At 60.4% G+C, this 14067-nt stretch carries 8 protein-coding genes and 2 pseudogenes; 8 read left to right on the forward strand and 2 right to left on the reverse strand.

What is annotated here, in order from left to right; all coding sequences use genetic code 11:
- Window positions 1–1281 (forward strand): PHP domain-containing protein, encoded by a 1281-nt coding sequence (locus tag GJE22_RS01175; RefSeq protein WP_235895731.1) that lies wholly within the window; start codon window positions 1–3, stop codon window positions 1279–1281.
- A gap of 105 nt (window positions 1282–1386) precedes the next feature.
- Here the strand turns inward: GJE22_RS01175 and GJE22_RS01180 are convergent, their stop codons facing one another.
- Window positions 1387–2748: a D-alanyl-D-alanine carboxypeptidase family protein gene (locus GJE22_RS01180; protein ID WP_235895730.1), complete on the reverse strand. Its 1362-nt coding sequence runs from the start codon at window positions 2746–2748 to the stop codon at window positions 1387–1389.
- Window positions 2749–3137: 389 nt separating this feature from the next.
- On the opposite strand from GJE22_RS01180, the gene GJE22_RS01185 reads away from it, so the two are divergent.
- The 6 genes and pseudogenes from GJE22_RS01185 (at window position 3138) to GJE22_RS01205 (ending at window position 9557) form a co-directional block, all read left to right on the forward strand.
- Window positions 3138–3833 (forward strand): response regulator transcription factor, encoded by a 696-nt coding sequence (locus GJE22_RS01185; RefSeq protein ID WP_087186830.1) that lies wholly within the window; start codon window positions 3138–3140, stop codon window positions 3831–3833.
- Window positions 3834–5227: 1394 nt separating this feature from the next.
- Window positions 5228–5554: pseudogene (locus tag GJE22_RS10245) on the forward strand (histidine kinase dimerization/phospho-acceptor domain-containing protein); the annotation flags it as partial.
- 468 nt (window positions 5555–6022) lie between these two features.
- Window positions 6023–6247: pseudogene (locus GJE22_RS10250) on the forward strand (ATP-binding protein); the annotation flags it as partial.
- A gap of 401 nt (window positions 6248–6648) precedes the next feature.
- The gene (locus tag GJE22_RS01195; protein ID WP_087186832.1) at window positions 6649–7329 is read left to right on the forward strand and encodes a response regulator transcription factor; all 681 of its coding nucleotides are present in this window, start codon (window positions 6649–6651) and stop codon (window positions 7327–7329) included.
- Between the two features lie 38 nt (window positions 7330–7367).
- The gene (locus GJE22_RS01200; protein WP_144687298.1) at window positions 7368–8789 is read left to right on the forward strand and encodes a sensor histidine kinase; all 1422 of its coding nucleotides are present in this window, start codon (window positions 7368–7370) and stop codon (window positions 8787–8789) included.
- 255 nt (window positions 8790–9044) lie between these two features.
- Window positions 9045–9557 (forward strand): GNAT family N-acetyltransferase, encoded by a 513-nt coding sequence (locus GJE22_RS01205; protein ID WP_235895729.1) that lies wholly within the window; start codon window positions 9045–9047, stop codon window positions 9555–9557.
- 67 nt (window positions 9558–9624) lie between these two features.
- Here GJE22_RS01205 and GJE22_RS01210 read toward each other — a convergent pair whose 3' ends face one another.
- Window positions 9625–10464, reverse strand: a complete 840-nt coding sequence (locus GJE22_RS01210) for a hypothetical protein (protein WP_144687297.1) — start codon at window positions 10462–10464, stop codon at window positions 9625–9627.
- A 969-nt stretch (window positions 10465–11433) separates the two neighbouring features.
- Here GJE22_RS01210 and htpG point away from each other — a divergent pair.
- Window positions 11434–13467, forward strand: coding sequence for a molecular chaperone HtpG (htpG, locus tag GJE22_RS01215; RefSeq protein WP_144687296.1), 2034 nt, complete (start codon window positions 11434–11436; stop codon window positions 13465–13467).
- The last annotated feature ends 600 nt before the right edge of the window (window positions 13468–14067 follow it).

Consider the following 14067-nt stretch of genomic DNA (forward strand, 5'->3'; position numbering starts at 1 on the left):
ATGGCGAAAACAAAGGGTGCAAAATCCGCGGCGAAAGAGGCAGAGAAGAGCGCTCGCAAGCGCGCGAAAGCCAGCAGGAAGATGAGGGAGCGGGCGGATGCGTCGCTCGATGCCGATGCCCGCGTAAGCGAGGAAGCCCGGCGCAAGGCATTGAAGCGCGAGCTAAAGAAGCACGGGAAGGCGAAGAAGGACGCGCGCGCCATCATACGAGAAGAGGCGCGCGAGCATGCCGAGGCCAGCAAGGCCATTCGCAGGGAAACTGATCGAGCCATCAAGAGCATTGCCGCTCAGGCGGCTGTTGATGCGGCGAATACTGCCGCCCAGACCGCCGCGCGCGCGGCGCAAGAGGCGGCGCGCCACCTCTCGCCGCGCTATTCTGCCCCATGCCCTGTCGCGGGGCGCACGGCGCTGGGGTCGTGGGACCTGCACAATCACTCGGTCTTCTCGGACGGCTCTTGTACGGTCGACGAGCTCATTGCCGGGGCGCGCGCGGCGGGCCTCACACGTATTGCCATTACCGATCACGATTGCCTCTCCCAGCTTTCCTTTATTCGTGCGAGGTCGCGCGAGCTAAGTTTTCCGGTGCTTGCGGGCGTCGAGGTGTCGGCGCACGATCCGGCGACGGGGCGCAAGGTGCACGTTCTGGGCTTTGGGCTGGAAGCGACCGCAGACGGTTCAGGGCCGGTTGAGCGGCTCGTCGCGCCCACGCTGTTCGCGCGTACGGCGACCAGCCTATGGCAGGCATGGGTACTCAAGCGCGAAGACGTTGAGTTCTCCGGTCACAGGCTCTCGTTCGACGAGGTGTACGATGTCGCGAGGGCAAGCACGGGCATCTACAAGCAGCACATCATGGAGGCCCTCACGCGGCGCCCGCATACCGACCCCGATTACCAGTTCTGCTATCAATGCTGGTTCAAGGGAGATAGCCCGGCGAATCGCACCGTCGAATATCCGACGGCGGTCGAGGCGGTGCGCGCCATCCGCGAGCAAGGGGGCGTGCCGGTTCTTGCGCATCCGGGGCAGACGAAGTCGTGGGCCATCGTGCCGGAGCTCGTTGGCGCAGGGCTCATGGGCATCGAGGCGTTCCATCCGGACCACGGGCCCGTTGAAGAGGGGCTGGCATTCGAGCTTGCCGAGCGTCTTGGCCTCTTCGTGACGGGCGGCAGCGACTATCATGGCAAGTACGGTAGCTCCCCCGCGCTAGGAACGAGCTTCGTGTGCCCAGAAGAGGCGGGAAGCAAGGTCGAGGGGCTGTTTGCCAGCGAAGCCGCGCTTTCGTAGCCCGCATCCACGTGCATGTTGCGCCTTGAGCGCGGGGCGACGGCCCCGGTTTCTGCTACGCTTTGGGCGCCGGGCACTGGGGCCGGGCGATAATCTCAATCTCCGCTACGCCTTGGGCGTCGTGGCGATGACCTCGGTTTCTGCTACGCCCGGATCTCCCGTGAAGAAGCGCGTGAAGCGGTCGAACTGTACAAGGAGCCATTCAAGCGGCGAGGGGGCCCGGACCTCCTCTGCGGCAACGAGCTCAACGGAGGCGAGCTCCGTTTCTCCCTGACAAATCGCGAGGGTCCCTGCATGGTCGCCGCGCTGCACGTCGCCAGAAAAATCGACGGTATCGACCTTGAGCGAAATATCGCCCTCGAGGTCGAAGTAGCTAACGGTAGCGTTGGCGTCGGCAACGGTGGCGTCGACGGTCTTGTCGGTCCAATCCGTATCGGTCACGCGCGCAATGAGCGGGTCGCCGTCGGGCGTGAGCTTGCTGCTCTCAAAGAGCGGAACGGTCTTGAGGTGCTCGTAGTACCAGTTAGCGAGCGTTAGGGTGTTGCTGAAGCGGGAATCGTTGTCGCTGCAGCCCAAGACAACGACGAAGACCTCTTTCCCGTCGCGCTGGAACGTTCCCACAAAGCAGGTTCCCGCATCGTAGGTGGTGCCTGTCTTCCCGCCCACGTTGCCCTCTTGTCCAAGGATGTCGTTGCGCACCTTGAAGGTGACCTCGCGCTCGGCGCCGTCGGCGCCGGTTACCGTGATGGTGTTGTCGCCGCTGCCATCGATCTCGCGGAACGTGTCGTTTTTCATCGCGTAGCTAAACATCGTTACCACGTCGCGCGCGGAGGCGTGCATATCGCCAACCCAGTCTCCGAAGTCAAGCCCATGGGGATTGGTGAACGTGGCGTCCATGCCCAGCTCGGCAGCCTTGTCGTTCATCGCCTGGATGAAGGTTGCGTACGGGTCGGTGCTCGTGGGGTCGATGATTGCCCCCACGGTCGTGGCGATGGCCATGGCGGCGTCGTTGCCCGAAGGGATGAGGAGCGCCCTGAGCGCTGTCTCAAGGGTGAGCGTGTCGCCTTCTTGCAGGTGGGCGGTCGACTCACCCACCGTGGCCGCTGCGTGATCGACGGTTATCGTGGTGGAAAGGTCGGCGTTTTCGAGCGCTACGATGGCGGTCATGACCTTGGTGATCGAGGCGATCTTGGTCTGCGTGTCGGCATCGCGTTCAAAATAAACGGTTCCGTTCGGGTCCATGACGATTGCCTGTGCTGCTTCGATATCGGGAAGATCGGCGCCGGCGAGCCCGCGCTCTTCCGCCGTGACCCCGCAGACGATGTCCGTCATGCGCGTTTCCGCTCCGGCGAGGGCGGGCGTGCCAAGCAGCACGCAGCATGCGAGACTCAGGACCGCGAGAAGCCGCGGCATGAGGGCGCGGGCGCTATGGGCATGGCGCGCGGGGAGCTGGAATGATTCGAGCACGGTTCCTCCTTGTGGCGCGAGGCGGGCGCATCGAGTTGGTGGCTGCGCTCCATTATACGGTTCTGCGGCGAGCGCATCGCGCGTGGTACGACTCGTTGAGGCAAGGCTCCGTATCGGGCGGTACGCGCGCTCGGAGCTGGGGCAGTCCCACAGGCGCTTTGCAGACGGACGGCACGCGCGTTCCTTGTTATGGGCAGTTTCGCGTACGCGCGGCACGCGGGCTGTCCTGCACCGCCTCACGCACCTCCGTTCCGCCTTACGTCCCGCATCATTCCGACAACGGTATGGGAGAATGGTCGGAAAGCCGTTAAGCTTAACTTAAGCTTCGAGGGCTATCATGGACCCGACCTCCCCGCGGGCATAATGGAAGGGGGGAAAGGAGCCATTTGGTGAAAACGCGTATCCTCGTCGTGGACGACGAGAAAACTATTACCGACCTCGTGGGCATCTATCTGCGAAACGAAGGCTACGAGGTACAGCTTGCCTATAACGGCGCCGACGCCGCCCAGGCCATTCTCACACAGGAATTCGACCTCGCGATTCTCGATATCATGCTGCCCGATATCGATGGGTTCGAGCTGCTGCGAACCATTCGTACAGACTATACCTATCCGGTTATCATGCTTACCGCGCGCGATTCGCAGACCGACAAAATCGAGGGCCTGTCGCTCGGCGCAGACGATTACGTGGTTAAGCCGTTCCGCCCGCTTGAGCTCGTGGCGCGCGTGAAGGCGCAGCTTCGCCGATATACGAGCTATGGAAGCCGCGACCAGGCGGAGGAGCAGCAGCTCATCTCTATCAACGGGCTGGTGATCAACCCGGATGCGCGGTCTGTTACGGTGGACGAGAAGCCCGTGCGATGCACGCCGATCGAGTATTCGATTCTGCTGTATCTGGCGGAGAATCGTGGCCGCGTCGTGCCGGTTGAGGACCTGTTCCGCGCCGTGTGGAACGAAGAGTTCATGGCGAGCTCCAACAATACCGTGATGGTCCATATTCGCCATCTGCGCGAGAAGATCGGCGACGACGCGCAGAACCCGCGTTTCATTAAGAATATTTGGGGCGTGGGCTACACGATTGAATAGGACATTCGAGGTGGCAGCTGCGGCGGCTGACGGCCTCGTTTTGCGTTGACTGTGCGCCGGCCGGTCGACACCCTCATTTTGCGTTGATTGCGCGCCGGCGGTGGCTGGCTGCCCCGTTTGATGTCAGTGAAGCGCTGGCAGCTGTCGGCGGGCCCGCTTGGTGTCGGGCGTGTCCCAGCGGCGGTCGGCAGGCTCGCACGGCGTCGGAGCGCGTCGAGGGCGCGCCCGCTCAATTCATCTTCCATGCCGTTTTACGCAGTAAGAGCGAATTTCGTGCCTCTTATTGCGTAAATCGGCATGTAAGTGCAGTTCAGCGAGCACCAGAGAGGACGGGAGGCAACCGGGCCACGTGTTCGATTGTGGCCTTTCGTCGCAGCACGACCCCGCTCGCCAGCGTTTCCAAGCGCACCGTTCTCAATCGTGTCGTGCGTCGTAGCGTCCAAGCGAACCGGCCTCATTTGCATCGCCCACTTGCGGGCGCATGCGGCACCCAGGCGCATCGAGTTGGAGAGCCAAATTAACTAAGTCTTCAGTATCCAGCGAAAGCGGGCTTTTTATACTGGAACAAACAACCCGATGCAAGGTCTCAGCGCTGCGCCTGCAATGCTCGATGTAAAGCGTGCGCGCTGGTGTAATTCGAGGAGCGCGCAATGAAGCTAAACGATATTGCCCAAAGAAGGCCTGCTCATCCCCCCATTAACCCGCTCACGGGCTTGCCGAATGTGCCTGAGGCCGTTTCCGGTGCAGCAGCGCCGGGCTCCGCAGGGGCCGCTGCTTCCGATTCTCCCAAGGCGACCGTTCCACCCGCGGCAGCACCCAGCCTTCACAATAAGGAGCGCGACCCCGCTTATATGGGTACGGATGGGGAACGGAGCTCCTCGTCCGAACAAGAGCCTGCTTCGGTGCCCCCCGTTTCGGCATGGGGCTCCACTCCGGGGGATGTTCCGGCATGGGCATCCGCTTCGGCTTCGGTGGCGCAGCCTTCCGTTTCCGCCGCCACCGATAACGACGCTCTATTTGAGCGCTTGCAGGCGGCCGCGGGAAGCCGCGTGGTTGCAACCGCTATCCTCTTCGCCCTGTTATTCGCCATTGTAGGGCTCGATGAGCTCATGCTCTTCCTTGTCATGTTCTTTGTTGGATATCTGTTGCTCGACCGGTTTGTCAACGTGCGCCAGTGCATCGTCTTGGGCGGTGTGGCATGGCTTGTGGTTATCTTGCTGGGCAACCTCGTTATCGGCAGCACGTCAGTGCCCATTTTCTTCAGCATCGATTACCTGTTTATGTTTTGCGGCTTCCTCTTTGCGCTCGCGGTGTGCATGGCGTTTTTTATCGGGCGTGCAATGTACGAGCATGGCGTGGCGCGCGGCCAGGAGGAAGCGGATCGCTCCATCGCGATGCATATCGTGGGGCGTCTCATCGACCATCCCGACGATTGGAGCGGCCTCGACGGTGACTATCTTGAATGCGAGAGCGCTATCAACCGTGTGCGCGAGCGGCAGCGCGCGGTAGAGAGCGCGGGGCGCGATGAGGCCCGCCGCAAGGACGACCTCGTAACCTATCTGGCCCACGATCTTAAAACGCCGCTTGCGAGCGTGGTCGGGTACCTTTCGCTTCTTGAAGAGGCTCCCGATTTGCCTGCTGAACAGCGCGTGCACTTCACGGGCATCGCGCTCGAGAAGGCGCATCGCCTGGATGCGCTTATCGAGGAATTCTTCGATATCACGCGGTTCGATTTCCATGACATCGTGCTTACGCGAGGGTATGTGGACCTCAACCTCATGTTGGGCCAGGTGGTTGACGAGTTTTACCCAACCCTCACCGAGCAGGGAAAGACCGTTGATCTTGAGGTGCCCTTGGGGCTCACGGCACTCATCGACGGCGATAAGATGGCGCGCGTGTTCAACAACGTTATGAAAAATGCCATCGCCTATAGCTACGAGGGCTCGGCGATTCGCATCACGGCCGAGCGGGCGGGCATGGAAGATGGCGTGGATGCGAACGCTGCCGAAGGCCCGGCTGCGGCGAGCGGGATTGAGGAGAAGGTGGTCGCGGCCGCAGAGCACACGGACGCACCGAGCGGGATTGCAGCGGCGAAGCATGCGGGCACGACGAGCGGGGCCGTGGCGGCGAAGCGCGCGGCTGCAACAAAGGTGGCCGCAGGAGAGCCCGCGCGTGCCAAGGATGCCGGAGAGGTCATCATCCGATTCGAGAACCAGGGAGACCCCATCCCGGAGCCGAAGCTCAAGGTGATCTTCGAGAAGTTCTATCGCCTTGATGCGGCGCGTGCGACCAATCGTGGCGGCGCTGGCCTCGGCCTCGCCATCGCCAAGGAGATCGTGACCGCGCACGGCGGTGCCATCTCGTGTGAGTCCACGCCGGAGCATACGGTGTTCACGATCGTGCTCCCTGCGTAGGCCCGTCTTTGTGTCCAACGAGGGGCTACGCAAACGGGGTTGTCCCTCATTTGGTATGAGCGGGGGCGGGCGTGCCGCGCGCAACGCCTCTGAAGACCGACCGGCGTGGCGGGATTGAGGGCGGCTCCTGTGGGGGTAGGCGGCCCGCGCGCAGCGCCCCCCCCGCGAGGGTGGCGGCCCGCGCGCGACGCCCCGCAAGGCTCTTTACATTCCCTTGACAATGCCCTTTCAGCAGGATAAACCGCAACGCGTACCATCTGGTAACCATAAGGACCACCTTCAGCCGGCGTAATGTAAAGCCGGTGTATGATGGAGCGAGAACATACCGCGAGAACGCGACGTCTCTGCTGGCGATGGGCTCTGGCAAACGGGCGCGCATCTTGTTTGGAGTGACGGCAGCTATGATTTACTACGTCGAGGACGACGACAACATCCGGGGTCTCACGCTCTATGCACTGCATCAGCAGGGCATAGAGGCCGAGGGTTTCTCTTGCGACAGCGAGTTCAAGGCCGCCGTGGCGCGCCGCGTGCCCGATGCGGTGCTTCTCGATATCATGCTGCCCGACACCGATGGCCTCGAGATTCTCCACCGCCTGCGCGCAGACCAAGAGACCGCCACGGTGCCCATCATGATGCTCACCGCCAAGGACACCGAGCTCGATAAGGTCGTTGCTCTCGATGGCGGCGCAGACGATTACCTCACCAAGCCCTTTAGCCTCATGGAGCTCACGAGCCGCTGCCGGGCGCTCCTACGCCGCGGCGGCATGACCAAGAAGACGAGCGACGTTCTTTCGAGTTCCGGCATCGTGCTTTCCCCAAGCCATCGCGAGGTTACGGTCGATGGCAAGCCCGTCAAGCTCACGCTGCGCGAGTTCGACCTGCTCGAGTATCTTATGCGTAAGCCAGGCGTGGTGTTTAGCCGCGAGGCGCTGCTGCAGAGCGTTTGGGGCTGGGACTTTGACGGTGGTTCGCGCACGGTCGATGTGCACGTGCAGACGCTCCGCCAGAAGCTCGGCGACCGATCGAGCTGCATCGAGACCGTTCGCGGCGTGGGGTATCGCTTTACCGACCACGTGGCGTAGGCGCTCGGTGTGTGGGGCCGGCGCAGAGGAGTTAGCCCATGAGCCCGATCGGGAGTAAAAAATCACTGTTCAGGCGCGTGTTTGCAACCATCTTTTGCATCGCGCTCTTGGTGGTCGCGACTTTCACCCTGGCAGGGGCCGGTTACCTCCAGGGCAACGTGGCCCGCGTTACACGCAGCGAGCTGCGCGACGAGACACGAATCGTTGCCGCTTCCCTCAACGAAACGGTCGACGATATCACGGTGCTCGAGCGCCTGTCTCTCGACGGCAAGCGCGTCACGCTTATCAACCCCGACGGCTCGGTCTTGTACGACAGCGAAGAGCCTGCGGAGGAAATGGAAAACCACGCGAACCGCCCCGAGGTTGCCGATGCGATCGAGACCGGGGGCGGGTCGTCGGAACGCTCGAGTTCCACGCTGGGCGAGATCATGCTTTACGAGGCAGTTCGCCTCGATAACGGCACCGTGGTGCGCCTTGCGCAGGAGCAGGACGGCATCTTGGCGATTCTCGCCTCGATGGCGCTTCCTATTGTGCTGCTGGCTGTCGTGTTGCTGCTCGTTTCGTTCGTGGCGGCGCGCCGATCGGCGAGCTCGATCATCGCTCCGCTGCTCGAGGTCGATCTGGATCATCCCAAGCGCAACAGCGAGGATGTGTATTCCGAGATGGAACCTATGCTCAATCGTATCGAGAGCCAGCGTCAAGAGCTCAAGCGCCAGATGCGCGTGCTCGCCGACAACGATCGCATGCGCCGTGAGTTCACGGCAAATATCACGCATGAGCTCAAGACGCCGCTCACGACGATTTCCGGATATGCCGAGCTCATCGCGGGCGGCATGGTGGCCGACGAGGCCGATTTGCGTGACTTTGGCAGCCGCATCCATCGTGAGGCCGGTCGCCTCACGTCACTCGTGAACGACATTCTCACGCTCTCGAATCTCGACGAGGCCGAGCGCACGGATTCAGAGAACTCGGCCGACGTGCTCGGCTCTACCGAGCCGGTCGACGTGCCTCGTATGCTCGAATCTATCTCGCAGCGCCTGGAGCAGGTTGCCAAGAAAGCCGATGTGACGATACTGCTCGAAACCAAGCCGGCGATGGTGGTGGGTGTGCCCCGCCTGCTCGACGAGCTTGCGTATAACCTGGCGAGCAACGCCATCCGCTACAACCTACCGGGCGGTTCGGTCACGCTTTCGTGCGGAATCGACGAGGGGGGACATCCCTACATCCAAGTCATCGATACGGGCATTGGCATCGCGCCCGAGGAGCAGGACAAGGTCTTCGAGCGCTTCTATCGCGTGGACAAGAGCCGTTCGAAGGCGCGCGGCGGAACGGGCCTGGGCCTTGCCATCGTGAAGCATGCTGCGGTCTACCACGGCGCGAGCATCGATTTGGCAAGTGAGCTCGGCATGGGCACATGCATTACCGTGACCTTCCCCGTGCAGGAACTGCCTGAGCTATAGGTACGGCATTGGGCTTGCGTCATCGGGCGTTGGGTTATTGGTCCTCGCCACCAGGCTCCGCAAACGAGCGTTTAGCTATCGGACCCCGCAAACGGTTCCTGTAAACGGGCCCTGCGCAATCGAGCCGCATGCCATCAGGCCCTGCCATCAGGTTCCTCCATCGAGCGTTGAACTGTCGAGATCTGCCCTCGAGCCCTGCGCGCGTTGCTCACTTGTCGTATGATGGCGGCATCCATCACAGGCGAAAGGTGTGCCGTGGAAACCACCGTCAAAATGAGTTGCGGGGCGTGTTCGCCGCAGGTGCACGATGACGCGTTTGCGGTTCGTCGTGCGGTCTTCATGGAAGAGCAGGGTTACGAGAATGAGTTCGAGCCCATTGATGAGGACTCCTCCTGCATTCATGTGGTTCTTTATGCTGGGAGGGAGCTTGCCGGGTGCGCACGCGTGTTTCCCGAGGAGCTTGAGCGCACGTTGAATCCCGGCATGCCCCAGTCGCCTGCATGCTCGCTTGATGCGGGCGTGCAACAAGGCGAGACCTACATCATGGGACGCGTCGCCGTGATGCCCGCCATGCGCCGCCGCGGGCTTGCCCGAGAGCTGGTGCGCGCGAGCGAGCGCGCCGCGCGCGAGGCCGACGCCCGCCTCATCAAGCTTCATGCGCAGGAGTACATTCGCGACCTCTACGCAGCTGAGGGTTACGAGCAGATCAGCGAGGTCGACTACGAAGACGAGGGCCAGCCCCATCTTTGGATGGCAAAGCGGCTGTAGAGCAAGGCCTGCACCGCCTTTGCGCCATTATGGGGCCCTAGGCCAGGTTCTCCGAGTTGGCCTTCCCCTAACCGCCCAACTGCTCATAGCGTTGTATCGATGGCATGAGCGTTGCGTAGAGCACTCGACGTCGAGCCTCGTAGGTAGCGCTGCGTAACCTTATGCGTTTTCCAAGGGAGTGCGCGATGTTGTGCATGAGCTTCTCGCAAAGATGCTCCTGCGCAAGATCCTCGTACCAAATATTGAGCACCGTGATGCCCGTGCCGGTGAGGCGATTCTGCCGGCGATCGTCGCGCGCCGTTCGTTCTATCGAATGCGCGCGCCGCCCCTTGTATTCTAGGCCCACTCTCTCCTTGTAAAAGAAAATGTCCACCCACTTTGGTCCATCGGCGGTCATAATTCGCTGGTTCATTTTCACCCTACCGAGGTTCCATCCACCCATGCAGTGCGGAAGGCTTACCAGTAGGGCAGCAACGGTTTCCATGGGGGAGTGTGAACCATCGGCGATAAGGCGGGCGAGCCGCCGAGCGCGCTTTGATCCGTTCATACCAGAGCATCGTTCAAGAAAGGTGGATATCTTTTTCACGCTCGTTATGGGGGCATCTGTACTGGTGTAGCCGTCCCAGGAATCTTCCGATACATCGAGAACGTAGGTACCGCAGAGCTCAAATCCAATTCGCAATAGCTCGATGTCGTCGATATCGCGGGAAGCCGCAAGCTCGAGGAAGAGCAGCTCCGGGGTGACTACCAGCGTATCTTTGTTGAGAACGATGAGCGATCGTGCTGGAAGAGGACGCCGGTGCGTATGCCGAGCAACAAAGCGAGGGGCGTGTCCGGTTTTGGTTTCACACAATACATGGCAAGGATGAGTCTTGATACCGTATCGTTTCAGGTCGTCCTCAAGCATGGGGCGCGGAGGCGCCGAGCAATCATTGAGCTTGGCGGTTCGTGGCTTATGCAGGATGTCCGGCGCGAGACGCCCACTTGCGCGGTATAGCTCAAGGGCCGATATGTTGCAAAAGCACTTCCTCATAGGCTAAGCATAGACGTGCTGTCAGCCGTTTCACGTGAGCTGGTAAATACGAACCAGTCGAAATCCTGGTAAAGCTGACAAAACACTAAACGGGTATGTCGTACGGTGCGTTTTTGTGAGCATGCCCTTCACACATGAGGAAGTGAGGTGAAGAAAGTCATGTGGTCCGCTGGTAACTACCATTGCGGGATCTTTTCGGGCCATCAGGACGGATCGGCCGGACAGGGGATGCTGAATGAGGGTCGGGGTCCTGACAAGTGGAAATAGCGCCTCGCTGGTGAGAAGGATTATAGATTATGGCGGGTTTGGCCAAATAGATACGAATGGTGGTAATTCCAGATAAAGTTTTAGGCGCGGTTGGTTTGGTGGAGTTGCCGTTGCGCGCAACCAGCTGATTTTTCCCAGGGTAAGCGGCGAAATATGCTCAATACAAGGAAGCTCGACGCTTCTATAGAACCTTGCAAGAGGTCGCGAATTCCACCAACCGTATCTAATTGGCCAAAGCAGTTAAAAGATGGCAAAAGTTGGCTAAATATTATATCCAGGGGGTGCTTGCGGCCGGAAAGTACGGGGGAATTGATCGTCGCGGCGCCGAATAGCTCGAGGGTTTAACTACATAACCCCCGTTTCATATTTTGAAATGACTGTTGGCTCGATTATTTGATAATTTCATCCGGGTTGGAATTATCACGAGGAAATAACGTGAGCAGTGCATATATGAGCACAATAGGGATATAAAATCTAAGTCTCAACATGTTAGGTTTGTTGAGTGCTGTGCGACCTGCTACTTAGTATGTGCCGCGCGCTCAACAAGCATCCACAGGGAGGAAGGGAACGCAGCGCATGCGCAAGTTCAAAACAGAGAGCAAGAAGCTCCTCGATCTCATGATCAACTCGATTTACACCAACAAGGAGATCTTCCTGCGCGAGCTCATCTCCAACGCGTCGGATGCGGTCGACAAACTCAATTTCAAGAGCCTTACAGACGATAGCATGCAGGTCGACCAGGACGATCTTTCGATCCGTGTGAGTTTTGACCGCGATGCGCGTACCATTACCGTTTCGGATAATGGTATCGGCATGACGGCCGATGAGTTGGAGAAGAACCTGGGTACCATCGCCCATTCTGGCAGCCAGGAGTTCAAGACCGAGAACGCCGAGAGCCAAGGCGACGCTGTCGATATCATCGGTCAGTTTGGTGTCGGTTTTTACTCTGCGTTCATGGTGGCCAAGCGCGTCCAGGTTGTGAGCCGCGCGTATGGCGAGGATGCGGCGAACGTATGGGAGTCAGATGGTCTCGAGGGCTACACCATCGAGCCGGGCGAGCGCGCGGGCCACGGCACCGATGTTATCCTCACGCTCCGCGACAATGAACCCGGCAAGGACGGCGAACCCGGCGAGAACTATGACCGCTATCTGAGCGAATGGGCTCTCAAGGACCTTATCACGCGCTACAGCAACTACGTGCGCTATCCGATCCAGATGATGGTGACCAAGAGCCGCCAGAAGCCCAAGCCGGAAGATGCAGGCGACGATTACCAGCCCGAGTACGAGGACTATCAGGAGCTCGAGACTATCAACTCCATGACGCCGATCTGGAAAAAGCGTGCCTCGGATGTGGAGCAGAAGGATTACAACGAGTTCTACAAGAGCACGTTCCACGACTTCGAGGACCCGGCGCGCACCATCAGCTTCCATGCCGAGGGTGCGCTCGAGTACGACGCGTTGCTGTTCGTTCCCGGCCGCGCGCCGTTCGACCTGTACAGCAAGGATTACGAGAAGGGCCTGGCGCTTTATAGCTCCAACGTCATGATCATGGAGAAGTGCGCCGACCTGCTGCCGGACTATTACAACTTCGTTCGTGGCGTTGTGGATTCTGAAGACGTCTCGCTCAACATCAGCCGCGAGACCCTGCAGCATGACCGCCAGCTTCATGCCATCGCGCGGCGCATCGAGAAGAAGATTACGGATGACCTCTGCGACATGCGAGACAACGATCGCGAGGCGTATGAGAAGTTCTTTGAGAACTTTGGTCGTGGCCTCAAGTTTGGTATTTACAACACGTACGGCGGCAAGGCGGACGAGCTTGGCGACCTGCTGCTCTTCTGGAGCGCTAAAGAGCAGAAGATGGTCACGCTTCGCGAGTACGCCGAGGCCATGCCCGATGGTCAGAAGGCCGTCTATTATGCTGCCGGCGACGACCGCGAGCGCCTGAGCAAGATGCCCGTGGTGACGGGCGTGCTCGCACGCGGCTACGACGTGCTGCTGTGCACGCAGGACGTTGACGAGTTTACCTTCCAGGCTATGCGCGAGTACGTGGCGCGCGACATGCCCAAGATCTATGAGGACGACGCTGCGCGCGAGGCGGCCGAGAAGGCTCAGGCCGACGGCGCGGAACCCGAGACCGAGGATCGCCACCTGGAGCTCAAGAATGTGGCGACGGGCGACCTCGATCTGGCGAGCGAGGACGAGAAGAAGGAGGCCGAGGAGGCTACCAAGGAGCACAGCGACCTCTTCGATGCGATGAAGGAGGCGCTTGGCGACAAGGTGGAGAAGGTTGCCGTCTCGTCACGTTTGGTGGGAGAGGGCGAAGCTCCCGCGTGCATCACGACTGAAGGCCCGCTTTCGCTTGAGATGGAGAAGGTCCTCAAGCGCGGTCCCGAGGGCGAGGCCGAGGGCCTGCCTAAGACCCAGCGTGTACTGGAGCTCAATGCAAAGCACCCGGTGTTTACCAAGCTTGCAACTGCGCAAGATGCGGGCGATTCTGAGAAGATTGCGCTGTATGCCGGCCTGCTCTACGACCAGGCGCTGCTCGTAGAGGGCATTCTGCCTGAGGACCCGGTGGCGTTCTCGCAGCGCGTATGCGAGCTGATGTAGGCCGCGACTGCTCGGTTTGCGATTGCTCGTAGGTTGCTGAGGCTTGGGCTGCGGGAGCTTGTTGCCGTGGCCACCTCCTTGGCGCATTCGGTTTTGAAGAAGGCTCCTGCGGGGGCCTTCTTTTGTGAAGCGGTATCGGGGAAGGGGCGGCTACTCGCTGTCTTGTGGTGCTAGCTCAAAAGATATTCCCAAAAGCGGAGCGAGCGCACGGCCTAGCTATGCGCTCGCTCCGCTTTTGGGAATATCTTTTGCAGCCATCCGGAGCGCCGGGGGTCATGCGCTACGCGCGAAGGGTTGCTGCGTGTCCAAGTGGCTCGGTGCTTAGGTTTTGAAGCGCTGCTTGCCAGCTATGGTGCAAATTCTCGCATTGGTCGGGAGAACGCCGAGCATCTGATCGAATGACTGGCATGAAAGAAGACTTAGGGGCATTCATGCGGGTGGTGGAGCCGAGGAGGCCGGATCCTGGTGTCGGGGGGAAGGAATAGGGGTTCGCATGTCGGGTTGAGGCCCTGAGTTCCATGCGTGCTGCGTCTTTGGAAGAATGCATGCACGGCCTCCTCGTTCATCCACCGGTACGGGTGCATCCGTGTGCTGCTCTTG

The organism is Enorma shizhengliae (assembly GCF_009676995.1).
In the GTDB taxonomy this organism is placed as follows: Bacteria; Actinomycetota; Coriobacteriia; order Coriobacteriales; family Coriobacteriaceae; genus Enorma; species Enorma massiliensis.